This is a genomic window from Bacillus sp. FSL W8-0629 (genome assembly GCF_038593225.1).
GTDB lineage: Bacteria > Bacillota > Bacilli > Bacillales > Bacillaceae > Bacillus > Bacillus altitudinis.
The window spans coordinates 738,558-758,886 of sequence record NZ_CP151975.1; the positions used below are offsets into that span (position 1 = coordinate 738,558).

The window sequence follows — 20,329 nt, forward strand, 5'->3', positions numbered from 1 at the left end:
GAGGATAAAGGAGATCAACATGACGGAAAATTGGGCATTTTTGAAAGAAGCAAAGCCATTTATTCAAAAGAACTTTGAAGCGGCTGGCTTTGAGAAGCCAACAGCGATACAAGAACAAACAGCAGAGTGGATTACGGAAAAACGCGATGTGATCGCAGAATCACCGACTGGAACAGGGAAGACACTTGCGTATGTTCTGCCGCTTTTAAATAAAATTGATGTGAGAATCAAACACCCGCAAGTCTTAATCTTGGCACCTTCAAGAGAGCTTGTGATGCAAATTTTTGATGTCGTGCAAGAGTTCAAACAAGGTTCAGACATCAAAGCTATTTCCTTAATAGGCGGGGCAAACATCAAGAAGCAGCAGGAAAAGCTAAAAAAACACCCGAATATCGTGGTGGCGACACCGGGTCGCGTACAAGAGTTAATCAAAATCAAGAAACTGAAAATGCATGAAGTGAAAACGATCGTGTTAGATGAGGCAGACCAGCTTCTTGTCCCAGAGCATATGAAAACGATCCAAGCGATCATTAAATCCACATTAAAAGAAAGACAAATCCTTTGTTTCTCTGCGACGTTGAAAGAGGAAACCGTTCAACTGATCAAAGACATTGCATCTGAACCAGAGGTATTGAGAATTAGCAGAAGCCAAGAAGAAGCGCAGAAGGTAGGGCATTATTACCTGTTATGTGATCAGCGTGACAAGGTGAAATTACTGCAAAAGCTATCACGGCTTGAGGACATGCAGGCACTTGTCTTTGTGCGAGATATTACGAATTTGAGCATTTATGCAGAAAAATTAGCGTATCACCATGTCGACCTCGGTGTGCTTCATAGTGAAGCGAAAAAAGCAGAGCGAGCTATCATCTTAAAGGAATTTGAACAGCGTGAATTCCCGCTTCTTCTTGCAACAGATATCGCAGCAAGAGGGATCGATATTGACGATCTGCCTTACGTGATCCATGCCGACCTGCCAAACGAAGAAGGCTATATCCACCGTTCAGGCAGAACCGGTCGCGCAGGAAAAGAAGGGGCTGTTATCAGCCTAGTCACATCTCAAGAGCATTCAATGCTTAAAAAAATGGCGAAAAAGCTAAATCTTTCGCTTCAGGAAATTGTTTATAAGCAAGGTCAGCTGCACCTTGCGCCCAAGCAAGCATAAAAAAAGGACCCTCCCACATGGAGGGTCCTTTCTTTTTATGAAACTTTGACAAGCTGTTTTCCGACATTTTCCCCTTTGAATAGTCCGAGGAATGCATCTGGAATATGGTCAAAACCTTCGATAATGGTTTCTTTGTAAGTCAGTTTGTCTTCTTTTACCCATTGTGCGAGATCTTTTGCCGCTTCTTCAAAACGATCAGAGTAGTTGGCAACAATGAAGCCCTGCATCAATGCACTTGTTTTAATTAGTTTTGTTTGCACACGAGGCCCAATGTCTTCGCTTGCACTAATGTTATAAGAAGAAATGGCGCCGCAGACTGGAATACGTGCAAAACGGTTCAAATGATTCATCACAGCATCAGAGATTTCGCCGCCCACATTGTCAAAATACACATCGACACCGTTTGGACAGGCTTTTGCAATGGCGTCATCTAAATCATTTGTTGTTTTATAATTAATGGTTTCATCAAAGCCCAGTTCTTTTAAATAAGCCAGCTTATCATCAGATCCGGCAATTCCAACGACGTGGGCACCTTTGATTTTAGCGATCTGTCCGACAACAGAACCAACGGCACCTGCGGCTCCAGAAATGACAACAGTTTCGCCTTCTTTTGGCTGACCAATCGCAAGAAGTCCAAAATAGGCGGTTTGTCCTGGCATGCCCAAAATCCCTAAATAATAAGATAACGGCGCAATGGATGGATCAATTTTTGTCAGAGACTCTGCTTTGGCAGTAGAATATTCCTGCCAGCCAAGGAATCCAAGTACAAAATCACCTTTCTCAAATTGAGGAGATTTGGACTCGACGACTTCTCCGACCACTCCACCCTGGATCACTTCATTGAGTTTAAACGGAGGTGTATAGGATTTGGTATCTTGCATTCGTCCTCTCATGTAAGGATCTACAGACACATATTTCGTTTGAATCAAGACTTCGCCATCTTGCGGCGTTGGTATATCAACTGTTTCAAAATGAAAAACATCTTTAGTAGGTAACCCTTTTGGACGTTTTGCTAATTGAATTTGTTTTTGTTGACTCATGTCAAATCCTCCCTTTCACTTGCAACCTAGATTTACATTAACATGATGCTTCTTTTCGTTCAAAACATACGGTCTTTTCCAAGCACATACAAAAAAGCAGCCACCATCTAAAAGAAGGGGACTACTTTTTTTGAAGAGAGACAGAAAGGAGCGGCGGGAGACAACCAAACAGTTGATACTCATCCGCATCACGTTCTTTTAATAAATATTCATTTGCATTTTGCATGGAGGCTTTCATCATATCGTGCGTCACAAAAGGAAAAAGGATATTTAAATATGAGGACAACAGGTCTTGTGGATCTTGTTCGATTGACTCGATATCTCCAATGTTAATAATAATAGAAAAGAGATAATCGATGCAGATGTGAAAGTGCTGTTCAGCAAACAAAGTAAGCGGCTTTGCTTTTGATTCTTCAGGATTCCATTTTTGAAAAAGCTGTTTCACCAAATCACTGACAACCCATGCATTAAACTGCTGCTCAGCTGAAAAATAATACATCAGCTCCACCCCATTTCTAGCCTCCAGTATAAGAATTGTACAACAAATGACAAGGAATGAATACAATTTTTCAGAAAATTTAGTCATATTCACAGTCTTTTTGTCAAAAATAAGTCCATAGACGCATTAAGTTCACAGAGTAAAAATGGATGTGCTGGAGGAAGGTTTAATGACAAAAGTGACGGGTAAAAGATTCGTAAGACGTTAAAGGAGGAATAATAAATGAAACCTGTTGTAAGAGAGTATTCAAATGATGAAACACTTCAAAGAGATGTGGAGCAATTAAAACAACTCGGTGTTGCAAGAGAGGACATTTATGTTCTGTCCCATGACGATGATCGAACTGAGCGTATTGCAAGTAACACAGATGCCAATACGATAGGTCCAAAAGAAGTTGGACTCAAGCATGCGGTTGGAAACATCTTTAGCAAAAAGGGAGATGAACTCCGCAATAAGATTCACGAAATTGGTTTCTCAAAAGAAGAAGCTGAGACATTTGAAGAACATTTAGACGAAGGAAAAGTTCTTCTCTTTGTGACTGACCATGAAAAAGTGAAAAATTGGGCATAAACGCCATCGTAAAAAGCCTCTTACTTTTGTAAGGGGCTTTTTTTCAGATTGTTGACAAAGGGCTAAAATGAACTTGATTTTAGCCCTTTGTCTTCTTTTCAGCGTGATAGAAAACCTTTGCAGTCTAGGAAGGACGAGCACTGGCGCGGAGCGAATTTGTCATTCGTGAGTACCAGCGCGCAGGACTGACAAAGAATGCGAGGGTTTGTCTACACGCTGAAAGCCTCTTACTTTTGTAAGGGGCTTTTTTTCATGCTGCGATAATTAAAATCTACCATCTGTCTTTTTCACTATAATAAGAAAGGTTGAAAAATTGGGATAAACAGTAAAATGTCTAATTGAAAATATAGAAATATCAAAGGGTACCATCAAAAAATGAAAAAAGTAGTGAAAATATCACAAAAAACCATTCGGGAAATAATTATGATATCTTTATTTTTATTTCAAAATGAAATAAAAATCTTGTGTAATTTAGTAGATAAATTTCTTAGTTCTATTGGTTTAAGTTGTATTTTTGTGTAGAAATAAGTGTTTTAAGGTCAAAAAACCACGAAATATACCTGTATTTTCAATTAGAAAATCATTCTAATGTTTAGGAAATAATTTGTTGACAAAATAATCTAAAAACAATATATTTGGCTTAATCAAGTTATTATGGAATTAGTTGTTAAATTTTTGATGGGTGGATTTCAGGATCAATTCGGTAAATGATGATGCATTAAGACCTAAGGGAGAGCGCTTCTGAGGCAGAGCGATACTGAAGAAATATCTATTAGACAAAAAAATAGATGAAAGATAGCTTAGAATGGTAGATTCGTCTTTCTACTATGCCTATTTCTCAATGATATTGTTCAAGGTATTCAGAGGATCATCATAAAGAAAGCGCTTTCTTATCGCTGTTAAGGAGGTGAATCCATATGAAGAAAATGTATAACAAACTGAGGCGCTGTAACAGTTGAATGGCTGTGGTTGTATGTGAAGATGAGTGCTGAAAAAGAAGAGTGACATGTGGGATGCTTCTCTCCTTTTTCAGAAAACAGATTTCCTAAAAAATCCATCTTTCATTTTATCATAAGGCTTTTTGCTTGAAAACCACCTTTATTAGGAAAGGTGATTGTGAATTGAAGGAGGTCACGTGATGAAAAAGGCTTTGTATCATGAAGACAGCGGGTTGTATTTAGAGAAAATGCGCATGGCTTTTCAAGAACACTATGAGCAAAGAACAGATATGTGGTCCACTGATCCATCATTAACAGACGCTGCTGTGATGTCTCTGAAGGCATGGCGTTCCAGGGAAAAGGATGCACTTGCTTCGGTGCTGGATATCGGCTGCGGGAACGGCAGGGCTCTTGAACATTTACAAGGACTGTCGGCATATACCGGCATTGATCTTTATGAGCATGAGGAATGGCAAGGATTAAAGAAGAGAAAAGAGGTTCCTGTCCATTTTTATCATCAAGATTTTATGTCCTGGTCGATGAATCAAGGGCGCGAGTTGACGTTTGATCTGATTTTAGATCATGGCTGCTTTCACCATCAGCACCCTGATGACCACGAACGATACTTAAAGCAGATTTCCTCGCTGCTTCATGAAGGTGGTGTGTTTTCCCTTGTTGTATGGGGAGAAGAGTGGAAAACAGGCTTAATCGGAGAAGATGGACGCTTCCATTTTTCATTCTCAGATACTCAGCTTGTAGAAAAGATTTGTACATCAGGACTTGAGCTCGTTTCGATTACACCATTACAAGCGAAGGCTGGGATCAGCCAGCATCATGTCATTGCTGTCAAAATCTAGTGCAAAGGAGGATAAACGCGATGTTTGATGTGATGGTTCTTGGTGCATACCTAGGCGGGTGTCATGCTTCAATCAATATAGCTGAATTGAAGTACGGACTATTCATCCAATCAAAGAGCACAACCGGATGACGTGCATTTGAAGGACCAGAGCTTCTAGTAAAGGAGAAAGCAGCTCGAAGCTAGCAGAGATATTCTTTTAGAGAAAGAGCATGTCAGTTTCCATTCAAGAATCATCAAATGGTGTTGCTCTCTTACAGAGAATACAGCGTATGAAGCTCGATTTCTGCTCCTTTGTACTGGACAAGTGACAGTCTAAAAAGAGTCTTTATGAAAGGTACTGATGGATGATTGGCATCGCACATCTATTCAGCCAGTATGACAGGAAATTTCTCCTGAGCCATGATTCTAGCTGGAACCGGTGCTCAGGATGCAAAGGGAGTGCATACACATATTCATCACGCCATCACTGCGCTGAGAGAGTTCAATGGGGTGCAGTGATGAATAGGGGGAGACAAATGAACAAGTTTGTAGCTGAACTACAATCAATGATTCATCATTTTACATTTCAAGAAAAACACTATTTGCTCGTGGGGCCAGTGAACCTGCCGATCTCTATTGAACATGAAGAAGTGCAGTTTACATGGTATGCCTTTGCGTCTGTAGAAGCTGATACAACGCCAACGGTTGAGTCTATTGTACAAATGAGTACCGAGCAGCAAACATTTTCCTCTTGTCTCCTTTTTGGCGACTTTGAAAATGAAGTGCCGCCGCTTGTGCGAATTCATAGTGTCTGCCAAACAGGGGATGTGTTTGGGTCACTGAAATGTGATTGCGGTCCACAGCTTGCATCATCGCTAAAAAAAATCACTGATTACGGAAAAGGCATGCTTGTGTATATGGCCAATCAAGAAGGGCGCTCTATTGGGCTAATGGCCAAAGCCTTCACGTATAAATTACAGGAAATGAAACTGGATACATTTGAGGCGAACAGGTTGATCGGCTGCGGAGATGATGATCGGCATTACGAGGAAGCAGCGGCTGTCTTGCACTATTTAAACAAAGGGAAACCATTGCATCTCTTAACCAATAATCCAGATAAAGTCGATTCCATTGCTGCTTACGGTCTTCCGGTTTTACGGTTTGATCATACGGTAGAAGCCTCTCTCTATAATGAGGCGTATTTAAAGGCAAAAGCAGCATCAGGGCATATGGTCGATGAGAAGAAATTAATTAATCAGTAGATGAGTTTATTTAAAGAAGGCGGGAGAAAAGCGTGAAACCTGATATCAATTGGATTCAAATCCCAAGCGGCTATGCGACGATTGGAAGTAATGAAGAAGATATGAAAAAGGCATCAGAATTTTGGAAGGACAAACTTCTGAATCCAGCCTATGGCCGTGAGAAAAAATTTCAAAAATGGCTGTACAAAGAATTTCCATCTTATCAGCCGTATATGAGCGAATTTTTCATTTCAGATACGGTCGTCACCAATGAATGGTATCAAAGCTATTGCGACGAGACAGGAAAGCCTTATCCAGAGAGCTTGACGAACCTAGAACTTGGCGGGGGAAAAGACCATCCAGCTTGGGGCATGGACATCGAGGAAGCTTTCTCATTTTGTCAGTGGCTGAGCGGGAAGCTTGGATATGAGGTATCGATCCCTACTGAGGAAGAATGGGAATATGCTGCCCGGGGCAATACGAGACATCAATATCCTTGGGGAGATGAGTTTGATCCCTCTTACTGTAATACGCACGAATCAAATATTGAAAAAACGACACCTGTCCGTCATTACGAAAAAGGAAGATCTCTATTTGGACTATATGATATGGGTGGCAATGTCGAAGAATGGGTCAACACCAAGTATCACATATATGAAGGCGGAATTGAGGTTGTAGATGATTTAACCGAGACACTCGGCAGTGATTACTACATTTTAAAAGGTGGCTCCTTCGCAAGAGGCGGAGATTTATGCAGAGTCGCAAGAAGACACGGGAAACACCCAGACCCTGTTTTTCGATTTACTGGTTTTCGTGTAGTTACTCGTCAAAAACAACATATAAAGGTGGGAGTGTAAAACCATGCATAGAGGACCGATTACATCCGTTTTATCAACTCAGCATGACCAAATTGTCTACACAGGCGGCTATGACCGCTGTATTTATAAATGGGACCGGGCCACGGGAGAAGGAACATTCATTGGCAGTCACGAGCATATCATCAACTCTTTATCCCTTTCGGAAAATGGAACGTATTTAGCGAGTGCATCGTCAGACTATACCATTCAATTATATGATACTAGCACACATACAAGAATTCGTACGTTATATGGTCATGCGGATGATGTGGAAGCTGTCGCATTTGCAAAGCAGGATACGCTTCTTGTATCGGTGTCCAGAGACAGAAGATGCTTAGTTTGGGATATTGAAACGGGAGCCATTTTAAGAGAATTTCATGGACATAGCAAGGATGTATTAGCTGTATGGATTCATGAGGATAAAGCTTATACAACTGGTGACGATGGTTATGTCCTTGTATGGCTCTATGAAACAGGAGAAATTGTAGGTGAAATTGGCCCGTTTGATTATGAGCTGGATACCATCAGCGGCAGCAATCAAAAAGAAGTATTCGCCCTTGGTAGAGACGATGGCACGGTCATCATTTATGATGCCGCTACATTACAGGAGAAAAAAATCATTAAAGCTCATTTACAAGGTGTGAAACGTGTGAATTTTTCGCCGAGCGGTAACTACTTGCTTACTGCGGGTTATGACCATTTAATTAAGCTGTGGAATTATGAAACCGGTGATTTAATTGATACGCTGCTGCCTCATAAATATCAATGGGAGCGCTCGCTTGTTTGGACAGAAGACGAGCAAGCCATTTTAGGAGCCAGCTTTGGGAAAACGTATTGTGAATGGTCAATTCAAGAAGGAAAAGTGATCTCTGATGAGCAGGAATTGGCGACACCTTCTATTAATGATATTGCGTTGACTGAAGCGGGTGATATTATCACTGCATCAGATGACGGAAAATTCAGAAAGAATGGAATCGAAATCGCAAAATCAACAGGTGTTCTCACAAATGGAGTGGCTGTTGCACGGGATGGAAGCTATTATGCATGGGGCGATCATGCGAGTCAGGTGCATATTGTACACGAGTCATTGCAGCAAATGGTCTCTTTTGATCTCAACACAGGTCCTGTCAATAGTGTGTATTTCCATGAGGAGGATCGTCAATTTTATATTGGCACTTATGGCGGTTATGTGCATGTCATTTCGACTGAACACTTAAAGGAAATCGGCCGTTCTAAAGCACATGATTGCGCGGTCAAAGCATTAAAGGTAGAAGGAGATCATATCATCACAGCGGCAGTTGAAGGAACCATCTGTCTTCTCGATAAAAAGAGTTTGTCCTTAACAGCAGAATATATCGGGGCGACAGAGCTGTTAAATGATGTATTTATTGATAGCAAAAGAGATCGTATTGCCATTGTCAGCCGTGATAAAAACGTCCGATTGTTTGATTTGCATACAGGCAGAATTTTAAATCAGCACAACGAGCATCAATATTCCATTAAATCCATCACTGTGACAGACTCTGGCTATATTGTGAGCGGAGACTATTGGGGATATATTGTGGTATGGAATCCAGAGCTAGATGTCAATACAGGTCCGATTCGAATTGCTAAGAATGGTATTAGTGCCATTAGACAACTAGGAAATGATGTATATGCAAGCTCATATGACGGTGGTATTTATCATATTCGAGAAGATGGCACACATACGGAAGTACTGCGCTTATTTGAACAATTTCCGAAAGAAGTAATCTCTCATTAAGAAAAAGAATGTAAGCGGGGGATTCTCATGATAAGTGTTTGCAAGGAACATATGAAAAAAGGTCTGACTGTACTCAATTGTCCGCATGTGCTCCTCATTAATAAATATGAATGTCGCAAATGCTGTTTTTGTAAACAACGAGCATCATATAAACTGTTTTATTCCTTGCCTTACTATGATCGATCTGAAAAGAAACGGCTTGAGAAAGTTTAGCACATGAGAATAGAACTCCTTCATTTTCTGAAGGAGTTCTTTCCCTTGAGAGAAGAAAGGAGCCCGAGATGAAAGACGATGTTTTTTATATGAAGCTGGCGATTGCCAACGCGAAGGCGATGAAAGGACAAACCTCACCCAATCCGCTTGTTGGTGCAGTGATTGTTCAGAGCGGTGAGATTGTTGGGATTGGTGCGCACATGAAGGCGGGCGAGCCTCATGCTGAAATTCATGCGCTGCAAATGGCAGGAGAAAAGGCGAAGGGAGCTGACATGTATGTGACACTCGAACCTTGTACACATCACGGAAAAACAGGCCCTTGCACCGAAGCGATCATTAGCAGTGGTGTGAAGAAAGTGCTGATTGCCACCCAAGATCCGAATCCGGTTGTTGCAGGTAAAGGAATTGCCTTTTTGAAAAAGGCTGGAATTGAAGTGGAGCAAGGGATATGTAAACAGGAAGCAGATCGTTTAAATGCGCCTTTTTTTCATTTGATGCAAACAAACCTTCCTTATGTCATTTTAAAATCAGCTATTTCGATAGATGGGAAAATTGCCACGGCTGATCAAGAAAGCAAATGGATCACTGGAATAGAAGCGAGAACAGAAGTGCAGCGCTTACGTCAAGAAGTAGATGCGGTGCTAACAGGAGTGGAAACGATTATTCAAGATGATGCCGGCTTAATTGTAAAGGATTCATTCAACCATCAGCCCATTCGTGTCATTTTAGATTCAACATTAAGGATACCGCTTCATGCCAAATGCTTAACAGATCATAGGGCAGAAACCATAATTTGTACATCACAAGATTATGATCATCAAAAGTATCAACAGTTGATACAAAAAGGTCATCAAGTATTTGTCACAAGCGGAGAACACCGGACAGATCTTCAGGATGTGTTACACCTGTTGAAGAAGCGCTCTGTGATGTCAGTGCTTGTAGAGGCAGGGGGCAGTGTGAGTGCGTCATTTTTAGAAGCATCACTTGTGAACGAAGTTGTTATCTATATGGCACCTTTATTAATCGGAGGGAAAGATGCACCTACTTTTTTTGAAGGAGAAGGTGTGAAAAAACTAAAAAAGGCGATCCGTCCAGCGGATATTGAATATAGTATGGTAGGAAAAGATTTAAAAATGACGATGACATTTTAACGATGGAAAGAGGTCCTTGCACGTAGAGTGCAAGACCTTTCAAATTTTTTGATAAAAATAAAATTGTACATACACCTTTATCGATCATGATGAATACGATGGATGGGGGTGATTCTATGAGAAAATGTAGACAATGCGGAAAGATATACCCAACTCATTCGACAGACCACTACCAAAAAGGAAGCTGGTATGATGCGTATAAGGATGATGGCTGGGAATGTGATAGTTGTAAGAAAGGTAAATCAGACAAACCAAGGAAACCAGTAAAAAATCCATGCTGCGGAAAAGATCCTTGTGTGTGTGTCATTCAAGGACCGCCAGGGGGAAGAGGAAGGAGAGGCCCAGCAGGTCCGGCGGGTCCAGTGGGTCCAGTAGGCCCAGCGGGTCCAGCAGGAGCAACGGGCGCCACGGGAGCAACCGGCGCAACCGGTGTAGGCTTAACTGGTATCGTAGCATTTGATCCAGCGGATGCCCCATCCTATCCAGTAGGTCAAGTGGTGACATTTGATGGAAGTACGTATGTGGTGAATACAGCTTCACCAACAGGTACGCCAGGTACGTCTCCAGATTATACATTGTTAGCAGCTGCGGGAGATACGGGTGCCACGGGTGCCACGGGAGCAACAGGAACAGGAGCGACCGGTGCAACTGGAGATACAGGCGCAACCGGAGCGACCGGAGCAACAGGAGATACGGGCGCAACGGGAGCAACAGGAACAGGAGCGACCGGTGCAACTGGAGATACAGGCGCAACCGGAGCGACCGGAGCAACAGGAGATACGGGCGCAACGGGAGCAACAGGAACAGGAGCGACCGGTGCAACTGGAGATACAGGCGCAACCGGAGCCACCGGAGATACGGGTGCCACAGGAGCAACAGGAACAGGAGCGACCGGCGCTACTGGAGATACAGGCGCTACCGGAGCGACCGGAGCCACAGGAGATACGGGCGCCACGGGAGCAACAGGAACAGGAGCGACCGGAGCAACCGGAGATACAGGCGCAACCGGAGCGACCGGAGCAACAGGAGATACGGGCGCAACGGGAGCAACAGGAACAGGAGCGACAGGAGCCACCGGAGATACAGGCGCAACCGGAGCGACCGGAGCCACAGGAGATACGGGTGCCACGGGAGCAACAGGAACAGGAGCGACCGGCGCTACTGGAGATACAGGCGCAACCGGAGCGACCGGAGCCACAGGAGATACGGGTGCCACGGGAGCAACAGGAACAGGAGCGACCGGAGCAACCGGAGATACAGGTGCTACCGGAGCGACCGGAGCCACAGGAGATACGGGTGCAACAGGAGCAACAGGAACAGGAGCGACCGGAGCAACCGGAGATACAGGTGCTACCGGAGCGACGGGTGCAACGGGAGATACGGGAGCGACCGGAGTAACCGGAGCCACAGGAGCAACGGGAGATACGGGAGCGACTGGAGTAACCGGAGCCACGGGTGCAACAGGAGATACGGGAGCGACTGGAGTAACCGGAGCCACAGGAGCAACAGGAGATACGGGAGCGACTGGAGTAACCGGAGCCACAGGTGTAACGGGAGATACGGGAGCGACCGGAGTAACCGGAGCCACAGGAGCAACGGGAGATACGGGAGCGACCGGAGTAACCGGAGCCACTGGCGCTACGGGAGATACCGGGGCAACTGGAGTAGGGTTAGCTGGTATTTTGGCATTTGACCCAGCAACAGCTCCAACCTATCCAGTAGGTCAAGTGGTGACATATGAAGGTGGAACGTATATCGTAAATACAGCGCCACCAACTGGCACACCAGATACGTCTCCAGATTATACGTTATTGGCAGCCGCAGGTGTGACAGGCGCCACGGGAGATACAGGAGCGACCGGAGTAACCGGAGCCACGGGTGCAACGGGAGATACAGGAGCGACCGGAGTAACCGGAGCCACGGGTGTAACGGGAGCAACCGGAGTAACCGGAGCCACGGGTGCAACGGGAGATACGGGAGCGACCGGAGTAACCGGAGCCACGGGTGCAACGGGAGATACGGGAGCGACTGGAGTAACCGGAGCCACAGGTGTAACGGGAGATACGGGAGCGACCGGAGTAACCGGAGCTACAGGTGCAACAGGAGATACGGGAGCGACCGGAGTAACCGGAGCTACAGGTGCAACAGGAGATACGGGAGCGACCGGAGTAACCGGAGCCACAGGTGTAACGGGAGATACGGGAGCGACTGGAGTAACCGGAGCTACAGGTGCAACGGGAGATACGGGAGCGACCGGAGTAACCGGAGCTACAGGTGCAACGGGAGATACGGGAGCGACCGGAGTAACCGGAGCCACGGGTGCAACGGGAGATACGGGAGCGACTGGAGTAACCGGAGCCACAGGTGCAACAGGAGATACGGGAGCGACTGGAGTAACCGGAGCCACAGGTGCAACGGGAGATACAGGAGCAACCGGAGTAGGGTTAGCTGGTATTTTGGCATTTGACCCAGCAACAGCTCCAACCTATCCAGTAGGTCAAGTGGTGACATATGAAGGTGGAACTTATGTCGTAAATACAGCACCACCAACTGGCACACCAGATACGTCTCCAGATTACACGTTATTGGCAGCCGCAGGTGTGACAGGCGCCACGGGAGCAACCGGTGTCACCGGAGATACAGGTCCAACAGGAGCGACCGGAGTCACAGGAGCCACAGGTGTAACAGGAGATACGGGTGCAACAGGGGCTACAGGAACAGGCGCCACGGGAGCAACCGGTGCAACAGGAGCCACAGGTGCGACAGGATCAAGTGCGATTATTCCATTTGCATCTGGTACGCCAGCTGTTTTAACCACAATCGCAGGCGGTCTAGTTGGAACATCTAGCTTGGTCGGATTCGGTAACTCGGCGACAGGTGTCAGTATTGTAGGCGGAATCATTGATTTAACCGGAGCAGCAGGCACATTGTTGAACATGGCATTCTCCGTTCCAAGAGCTGGAACCATTACGTCATTTGCCGGCTATTTTAGCACGACTGCAGCCCTTTCTTTAGTTGGCACGAGTATTACTGTAACTGCTAGTCTGTTTGCTTCACCAACACCAGATAACAGCTTCACACAAGTAGCGAGCGTCACATTGGCTCCAGCGTTAACCGGGATTTTAACGCTAGGGGCTATTACAAACGGTATCGCTACAGGTCTGAATGTACCGGTCACACCGCAAACAAGATTACTTGTCGTATTCTCGGCATCAGCTACAGGTCTTTCCTTAGTGAATACTGTAGCAGGCTATGCAAGTGCTGGTTTATCCATCACGTAATAGGCACACAGGGATGACTCAATACTGAGTCATCCTTTTTTATCTGTGTGAATTTTCTCTTAACTTCATGAGAAAAAATGATATGATTTTCTTAGAGTCTATTCGGGTGAATCTACTGAATTAGGGGTTGTGGCGGTGAGGATGGGCAAAAGGAAAGTCACTTTACAAACAAAAATTTTGGGGTTAATTATTGGTCTTTTACTTGTTGTTATTGCCTTATTGACCATTTGTTTTGGTTTTTTGCAGACATCAGAAAGGCAGAGCCAAGCTGAACAGCTGGCGGTGCAAACTGCTAGAACGATATCTTATATGCCGCCTATTAAAACATCGGTGGCCACGGGAGATTCGCAAAATGAAGAACAGGCTGTGCTTGAGCAAATGAAAGAGCAAGTAAGAGCGCATGCCATTTTTATCACCAATCAAAAAGGAAAGGTTCTTTTTCATACGAATCATGAGGATGTAGGGAAAACCATCAGTGTGTCGGAAGGAAGAAGTACACTGCTATTTGGAGGAACTTCCATATCAACGGGTGATTCTGATGGTGAAACCGTTGTCAGAGGAAGTGCTCCGATCATGAAAGAAACTGGCAGTTATGAAGAGATTATTGGGACAGTCAGTGTCGAATTTTTAAAAAGAGATATCGATCAAGCGACAGCTCATCAACTCTTCAAATTAAGTTATATTGCCCTTCTTGTTTTGCTGCCTGGGGTTTTTGGAGCGATTTTTTTAACAAGGAGTATTCGAAAAGATATATTAGGGCTTGAACCGCATGAAATTGCTTCATTATATCGAGAAAGAGAAGCGATGCTGCATGCGATTAAAGAGGGAATCATTGCATTTGACCGTAAAGGTGCCATTACGATGATGAATACATCAGCTGAACAGATGCTACGCGTCTCTTCAACGCTGCCTCTTCATATTGATCAAGTGTTGCCAAATGCCAATCTTCTTTCCTATCTAAAGGTAGAGATGATTGAACCTAACATAGAATCAATCGTCAATGATAAAACCTTCGTGCTAAATGTCAAAAAAGTGGTGCAGGACAATCGAGTATTTGGAGGAATTGTGAGCTTCAGGGAGAAAACAGAGCTGACAAAGCTGCTGGATACATTGACAGAGGTCAGTCAATATTCAGAAGACCTTAGAGCACAAACACACGAATTTTCGAATAAACTGTACGCTATTTTAGGCTTGCTTGAGTTGAAACAAGTGGATGAAGCCATTGAGTTAATTAAAGAAGAGTATACACTTCAAAATCGCCAGCATGACTTACTCATGAAGCAAATTCGCTCTCCGAAGATACAAGCCATTTTACTTGGGAAGTTAGGAAAGGCATCTGAGAAAAAGGTTCATTTTCACATTGATGAAAATAGTTCATTGGAGCCGCTCCCAGCCCATTTAAGTTTATCTCACTTTATTACCATCATTGGCAATCTCGTAGACAATGCGTTTGAGGCTGTATTGAATAAAGAGAAAAGAGAAGTCAGCTTGTTCATCACAGATATTGGATTTGATATTATCATAGAGGTATCTGATTCAGGGGACGGTGTAGATGAAGGAGCCATTTCACAACTTTTCACAAGAGGACATTCATCAAAGGGAGAAGGGCGAGGTTATGGACTTGCCAATGTCAAAGAAGTGCTAGATGAACTTGGGGGCTGGATTGAAGTTGCGAACCAAAAAGAAGGCGGTGCCATCTTCACTGTTTACATACCGAAAGGCACAAAGGGGGAATAGGTTGTGATAAAGGTACTCATTGCGGAAGATGATTTTCGAATCGCTGCGATTCATGAATCTTATATACAAAAGGTACAAGGCTTTCAAGTGGCCGGCAAGGCAAAGAGTGCAAAGGATCTGTGGGAGGCACTTCAAAAAGAACAAGTGGATCTCATTTTACTTGATGTCTACATGCCTGATGAGCTCGGCACGAACCTTTTGCCGCTGTTAAGAGAGCGCCATCCTGAAGTGGATGTGATCATTATCACGGCTGCAACGGAAACGATGCTGTTAAGAGACGCATTGCATTATGGAGTCGTTCATTATTTAATCAAACCAGTGACCGCCCAAAAATTCACGCAGGTTTTAACCGAATATCAAGAGAAGAGAGAGTTAATCAATTCAAAAGAGGAAGTCAATCAAACGATGATTGATCTGTTTTTTGGTCAGATGCAGGAAGAATCGCAGCAAAAGGATGAGCGAGACTTGCCAACAGGCATTAATTCATTGACTTTGGACAAAGTGAAAACATTCATGGCAGCAGAGATGAACGGAATTACAGCGGAAGAACTCGGAGAAAAAATGGGCGCATCACGTACAACAGCAAGACGATACGTAGAGTATCTTGTGACAACGGGAGAATGCCGGGCAGAGCTGGCGTATGGAATCATTGGTAGACCAGAACGAAAATATTATCCCGCCAAAAAACAAACGGAGTCATAAAAATGAAAAAAGGAATACTCTTACTCATTTTGGTCTGCCTTTGTACAACGCTCACCTTTAATGAAAAAACAGCAAAAGATTCTTTCCTGAAGCACAGCCCATTATATATTGTGGTATCAGGTGTACCTGATGGCGGATTTGACCAAACAGCTCAAGTGATGAAAACCGTACTAGAACAAGAAAAGCTGGTGAAGGAGCCTGTGCATATTCTTTATCAAAGAGGTGGAACGGTTGATAAAGGATGGACCTATATGATGGAGCGAGATGCCAATTATATCAGTTTAAATTCAAGCTTATTATTAAGCCGTAATTTGCTGGGCAGCAGTAACGTGACCATGAATGATGTCACCCCGCTTGCTATTCTTGCGGAAGAGTGGCAGGTAGTCGCAGTGCCAGTTGATTCTCCTTTCTCAAATGGAAAAGAGCTATTACACGCATTAAAAAAGAAACCAGATTCCTTAAAAATTGGGTTTGCCCCGGACTTTGGAAATGATGATCAAATCTCATTCGCACGGGCTGCCGAAATGGCAGGAATTGATCCGTACCGCATTCAGTTTTTAAAATTTGACAGTGCAGATGATTTATTTCAAGCACTCATTGACCATGAGGTAGATGCGGCAACCACGACCATTACGGAGGTTCGTCATGATTATGAAAAGAAAAGACTGAAGCTTGTTGCGACCACAACGAATCAGCGTTTAGAAGGATTCAAAGACGTGCCCACTTGGAAAGAACAGGGGATTCCGCTCATCTTCTCTCATTGGCGTGGTGTGATGGGACCAAAGCAAATGAATCTGCACGACATTCGAGCATGGGATCAGCTTCTTCAAAAAATGACGCAAACGAAGTCATGGAAAAATCAGTTAAAACAAAAAGGCTGGACAAGCCGTTATATGAACAATAAAGAAGCAAAGGTCTTTATGGAAGATCAATTAAGGCGATATGAGCAATTTATACAAGGAGAACAAGCGGTCAAATGAGACCGCTTTTTTTCATGGAAGCAACAAAGAACAACAATTGCACAAAATGAACAAAAAGCATTTATCGACCAAAAAAGAATTAAAATTCATAATATTTACTTCAATTCAGGCGTCAGATATCATGACAGAAAGGGTTGGAAATGGGATACCAACATTTAATGAAAGCGTATACAACATAAGGGGTGAACAAAATGTTAGCGATCTTAGGATTTCTTATGATGGTTGTATTTATGGTTTTAATTATGACGAAACGTATGTCTGTTCTAACGGCATTGGTATTAACACCGATTGCATTTGCTCTTATTGCAGGTTTTCATTTTACAGAAATTTCAGACATGATTGTCAAAGGTGTACAGCAAGTTGCACCAACGGCGGTCATGATCATGTTTGCCATTTTGTACTTCGGGATTATGATTGATGCAGGTTTATTTGATCCGATGGTGGCAAAAATTTTAAACATCGTCAAAGGCGATCCATTAAAAATTGTTGTCGGAACAGCTGTCCTGACGATGCTTGTCGCACTTGACGGTGATGGAACCACAACGTACATGATTACAACAACAGCCATGCTTCCGTTATTTACACTGCTTGGCATTCGTCCGATTATTTTAGCGGGTATCGCCGGAGTCGGCATGGGGATTATGAATACGATTCCATGGGGAGGGGCAACACCTAGAGCGGCAAGTGCACTTGGCGTTGATCCATCACTTTTATTTGGCCCGATGATTCCAGTCATTGGCGCAGGGGTTTTGAGCATGATTGTGGTGGCATACTTTCTTGGGAAGTCTGAAAGAAAACGTCTTGGTGTTATTGAGCTCGAACAGCCGATTCATGCCAATGAAATGGCAGCGGCTCTGCAAGATGATATTAAGCGACCGAAACTTTGGTGGTTTAACCTGACACTGACTTTGCTATTGGTTCTCTTGCTTGTGTCAGGAAAAGTAAGCTTAACGGTTCTGTTTGTTCTTGCCTTCTGTGTTGCCATTATCGTGAACTATCCGAATTTAGAACAGCAGCGTGAGCGGATTGCGGCTCATTCAACAAATGTTTTGGCGATTGCTTCGATGATTTTTGCGGCAGGTGTTTTTACAGGCATCTTAACTGGGACGAAAATGGTTGATGAAATGGCGATTTCGATTGTTTCAGCTATTCCAGAGCAGCTTGGCGGGTTTATTCCAGTCATTGTCGCGCTAACAAGCGGGATCTTCACTTTCTTTATGCCGAATGATGCATACTTTTATGGGGTACTGCCGATCCTATCAGAAACAGCGGCAGCATACGGTGTCGATAAAATTGAGATTGCGAGGGCATCTATCATTGGTCAGCCGATTCATATGTTAAGCCCACTTGTTCCATCGACTCATTTACTTGTTGGACTCGTTGGGGTATCACTAGATCAGCATCAGAAATTTGGCATGAAATGGGCGGTTCTTGCAGTCGTCGCCATGACAGTGATGGCGGTTCTAATTGGAGCCATTTCGATCTGGTAATGAGAAGAGTGTCTGCTGCTCATGCAGGCGCTCTTTTTTAGGTCCTATTGCAGGGCAAGCTCCATTCATTTGCCCTATATAAAGCCATACATGATTCCTCCAAAAGATATATTTTTGAAAAATGCTGACACTTTTGCTGTTTTTTTCTTTATAATGCAAATCAACGAAGGGAGAGGATAGCATGTCCAAACAGAAAAGTACCATTCTTTTTGCTGCTGTATGCCTCATGGCAGGAAGTTTGTCGATGGTGACCCCAGCTTCAGCGAATGCAGAGACCCCTTATTATGGAAAAAGCTATGAGCAGCCAGCCTCGGTTCAAAAACTGTATCCTGAGCCTGACGAAACGTTTGATACCCCTGCTTTTCAGAAAAAAGGAAAAGCATTTACCACACAAGAAGAGCTTCAAGATTTTTTACGTGACATTGTCAGTAAAAGTCCTTACGCCACGCAGAAACAGATTGGAACATCCATTGAAGGCAGGTCCATTCCAGCCCTCTATTTTACAAAGGATCGTCACATCTCTCCACTGTCAAAAAAGCCAACGATCTGGCTCCAAGCACAAATACACGGAAATGAACCAGCCTCCGGTGAATCTGCCCTTGTCATCGCCAAACGACTAGCAGGTGATGAAGGAGAGCGTATCCTGAGCCATGTCAACGTCATCATTGTCCCAAGAATCAACCCAGATGGTTCTTATGCATTTGACCGCAGGCTTGCAAACGGAATGGATGGCAACCGTGACCACATGACATTAGAATCTCCAGAGCTGACAGCCCTTCATCAAGAATTTAATCGCTATGCGCCCGAGGTCGTCATCGATGCCCATGAATATGATGTCGGTCAAAAGCAGTTTGAAGACATCGGTGCATCAGGTGCTCTTAAGTATCACGATTTGCTGATATTATCCGGTAAGAATTTAAACATTCCTGAAAGCATTCGTTTCACGTCAAATGAATTGTACGTCAACGGAGTACGTGAAACATTGACGAATAAAGGATTTTCCAACGATTTATATTATACAAACACAAGAGGAAAGGACGGAAAGATCGACCTTTATGAAGGCGGAACCGATGCACGAATTGGCCGAAATGCCCTGGCGCTTTCACCAGCTTTATCATTTCTTGTAGAAAGTAGGGGGATTGGAATTGGCAGAGAGGACTTTACTCGGCGTGTGGCAGCACAAGTCACCACTCATGAAAAAATCATTGAGACAACAGTGAAGCATGCTAAGCAGGTGAAGCAGCAAATGGTGACGGAGCGGCTGAAACTTGTGAAAAAAGGTCTTCAATCAAACGATGATGATCAAGTAGTCATTCAAGATGCTTTCAAGGCGCCTGTGAACGATTCACTTGAAATGGTGGATATTGAGAAAGGACAAACCACCAATGTCCCAGTGCGTTTTCATAGTGCAAGTGATGCGGTTCCTGTATTGACAAGAGAACGGCCAACAGCTTATCTCATTCTCCCTGGACATGAAGGGGTAGATCGAAAACTTAGAACTTTAGGACTGAAAAGTGTGACTTTGCCAGTTGGCATGAAAGTGCCAGTTCAAGCCTATGAGGTGACAAAACGAGTGGAAACAAGCAAAACAGATATTCAGCTTGAAACGAGACTCGTTGAAAAGAAACGTCAACTGCCAAAAGGAACAAAGGTATATGTGACTGCACAGCCAGAGACCAATTTGTTGTCACTTGCCCTTGAACCAGAATCAAAAGACAGCTATATGTCATCAGGTTTTATTGCATCGAAAGTAGGCGATGAACTACCAGTTTACCGATTCTTGTTATCTCAAAAGACGTTAGGTATAAATAAAAAGGACTAAAATCAAGTTCATTTTAGCCCTTTGTCAACCACCCTAGAAGCGGCAC

The 20,329-nt window shown here is 43.9% G+C and carries 15 protein-coding genes; 13 read left to right on the forward strand and 2 right to left on the reverse strand.

Translation table 11 applies throughout. The features are described from left to right. The first annotated feature begins 19 nt into the window (after positions 1-19). Positions 20-1,162, forward strand: a complete 1,143-nt coding sequence (locus NSQ17_RS03705; protein WP_342467861.1) for a DEAD/DEAH box helicase — start codon at positions 20-22, stop codon at positions 1,160-1,162. 35 nt (positions 1,163-1,197) lie between these two features. On the opposite strand, the gene NSQ17_RS03710 is transcribed toward NSQ17_RS03705, so the two are convergent. Continuing rightward, on the reverse strand, positions 1,198-2,202 hold the full coding sequence (locus NSQ17_RS03710; protein ID WP_096881116.1) for an NADP-dependent oxidoreductase: 1,005 nt from the start codon (positions 2,200-2,202) through the stop codon (positions 1,198-1,200). A 121-nt stretch (positions 2,203-2,323) separates the two neighbouring features. After that, the gene (locus NSQ17_RS03715) at positions 2,324-2,701 is read right to left on the reverse strand and encodes a YfmB family protein (RefSeq protein WP_017366799.1); all 378 of its coding nucleotides are present in this window, start codon (positions 2,699-2,701) and stop codon (positions 2,324-2,326) included. 222 nt (positions 2,702-2,923) lie between these two features. Here NSQ17_RS03715 and NSQ17_RS03720 point away from each other — a divergent pair, with 222 nt between their 5' ends. The 12 genes from NSQ17_RS03720 to NSQ17_RS03775 all read left to right on the forward strand — a co-directional run bounded on the left by NSQ17_RS03720 (position 2,924) and on the right by NSQ17_RS03775 (position 20,283). After that, positions 2,924-3,271 carry a general stress protein gene (locus NSQ17_RS03720; RefSeq protein WP_017360406.1) on the forward strand — a complete coding sequence of 116 codons (348 nt, stop codon included), beginning with the start codon at positions 2,924-2,926 and terminating at the stop codon, positions 3,269-3,271. A gap of 1,138 nt (positions 3,272-4,409) precedes the next feature. After that, positions 4,410-5,066: a methyltransferase domain-containing protein gene (locus NSQ17_RS03725; RefSeq protein WP_058336489.1), complete on the forward strand. Its 657-nt coding sequence runs from the start codon at positions 4,410-4,412 to the stop codon at positions 5,064-5,066. A gap of 517 nt (positions 5,067-5,583) precedes the next feature. Beyond that, entirely contained in the window at positions 5,584-6,309 is a 726-nt protein-coding gene (locus NSQ17_RS03730) for a GTP cyclohydrolase II (RefSeq protein ID WP_017360404.1), read from the forward strand. 32 nt (positions 6,310-6,341) lie between these two features. Beyond that, complete coding sequence (locus tag NSQ17_RS03735; RefSeq protein WP_024718589.1) at positions 6,342-7,145, forward strand: SUMF1/EgtB/PvdO family nonheme iron enzyme; 804 nt, start codon at positions 6,342-6,344, stop codon at positions 7,143-7,145. Positions 7,146-7,149: 4 nt separating this feature from the next. Next, complete coding sequence (locus NSQ17_RS03740) at positions 7,150-8,907, forward strand: WD40 repeat domain-containing protein (protein ID WP_035391378.1); 1,758 nt, start codon at positions 7,150-7,152, stop codon at positions 8,905-8,907. A gap of 281 nt (positions 8,908-9,188) precedes the next feature. Continuing rightward, entirely contained in the window at positions 9,189-10,271 is a 1,083-nt protein-coding gene (gene ribD, locus NSQ17_RS03745; protein WP_338706007.1) for a bifunctional diaminohydroxyphosphoribosylaminopyrimidine deaminase/5-amino-6-(5-phosphoribosylamino)uracil reductase RibD, read from the forward strand. A gap of 116 nt (positions 10,272-10,387) precedes the next feature. Beyond that, positions 10,388-13,552, forward strand: a complete 3,165-nt coding sequence (locus tag NSQ17_RS03750) for a collagen-like repeat preface domain-containing protein (protein WP_342467862.1) — start codon at positions 10,388-10,390, stop codon at positions 13,550-13,552. 141 nt (positions 13,553-13,693) lie between these two features. After that, positions 13,694-15,289 (forward strand): sensor histidine kinase, encoded by a 1,596-nt coding sequence (locus tag NSQ17_RS03755; protein ID WP_144680263.1) that lies wholly within the window; start codon positions 13,694-13,696, stop codon positions 15,287-15,289. 3 nt (positions 15,290-15,292) lie between these two features. Continuing rightward, positions 15,293-15,991, forward strand: coding sequence for a response regulator (locus tag NSQ17_RS03760; RefSeq protein ID WP_338706009.1), 699 nt, complete (start codon positions 15,293-15,295; stop codon positions 15,989-15,991). A 2-nt stretch (positions 15,992-15,993) separates the two neighbouring features. Further along, positions 15,994-16,971: a tripartite tricarboxylate transporter substrate-binding protein gene (locus tag NSQ17_RS03765; RefSeq protein WP_342467863.1), complete on the forward strand. Its 978-nt coding sequence runs from the start codon at positions 15,994-15,996 to the stop codon at positions 16,969-16,971. A 191-nt stretch (positions 16,972-17,162) separates the two neighbouring features. Further along, on the forward strand, positions 17,163-18,461 hold the full coding sequence (locus NSQ17_RS03770; protein ID WP_024719341.1) for a citrate:proton symporter: 1,299 nt from the start codon (positions 17,163-17,165) through the stop codon (positions 18,459-18,461). Between the two features lie 181 nt (positions 18,462-18,642). Further along, entirely contained in the window at positions 18,643-20,283 is a 1,641-nt protein-coding gene (locus NSQ17_RS03775; protein WP_135010350.1) for a M14 family metallocarboxypeptidase, read from the forward strand. Positions 20,284-20,329: the final 46 nt, after the last annotated feature.

What these genes read in the sequence shown, in the direction of transcription:
- NSQ17_RS03705 (WP_342467861.1), top strand. Translation starts at nt 20, where the DNA reads ATGACGGAAAATTGGGCATTTTTGAAAGAAGCAAAGCCATTTATTCAA.
- NSQ17_RS03710 (WP_096881116.1), bottom strand. Translation starts at nt 2,202, where the DNA reads ATGAGTCAACAAAAACAAATTCAATTAGCAAAACGTCCAAAAGGGTTA.
- NSQ17_RS03715 (WP_017366799.1), bottom strand. Translation starts at nt 2,701, where the DNA reads ATGTATTATTTTTCAGCTGAGCAGCAGTTTAATGCATGGGTTGTCAGT.
- NSQ17_RS03720 (WP_017360406.1), top strand. Translation starts at nt 2,924, where the DNA reads ATGAAACCTGTTGTAAGAGAGTATTCAAATGATGAAACACTTCAAAGA.
- NSQ17_RS03725 (WP_058336489.1), top strand. Translation starts at nt 4,410, where the DNA reads ATGAAAAAGGCTTTGTATCATGAAGACAGCGGGTTGTATTTAGAGAAA.
- NSQ17_RS03730 (WP_017360404.1), top strand. Translation starts at nt 5,584, where the DNA reads ATGAACAAGTTTGTAGCTGAACTACAATCAATGATTCATCATTTTACA.
- NSQ17_RS03740 (WP_035391378.1), top strand. Translation starts at nt 7,150, where the DNA reads ATGCATAGAGGACCGATTACATCCGTTTTATCAACTCAGCATGACCAA.
- ribD (WP_338706007.1), top strand. Translation starts at nt 9,189, where the DNA reads ATGAAAGACGATGTTTTTTATATGAAGCTGGCGATTGCCAACGCGAAG.
- NSQ17_RS03750 (WP_342467862.1), top strand. Translation starts at nt 10,388, where the DNA reads ATGAGAAAATGTAGACAATGCGGAAAGATATACCCAACTCATTCGACA.
- NSQ17_RS03755 (WP_144680263.1), top strand. Translation starts at nt 13,694, where the DNA reads ATGGGCAAAAGGAAAGTCACTTTACAAACAAAAATTTTGGGGTTAATT.
- NSQ17_RS03765 (WP_342467863.1), top strand. Translation starts at nt 15,994, where the DNA reads ATGAAAAAAGGAATACTCTTACTCATTTTGGTCTGCCTTTGTACAACG.
- NSQ17_RS03770 (WP_024719341.1), top strand. Translation starts at nt 17,163, where the DNA reads ATGTTAGCGATCTTAGGATTTCTTATGATGGTTGTATTTATGGTTTTA.
- NSQ17_RS03775 (WP_135010350.1), top strand. Translation starts at nt 18,643, where the DNA reads ATGTCCAAACAGAAAAGTACCATTCTTTTTGCTGCTGTATGCCTCATG.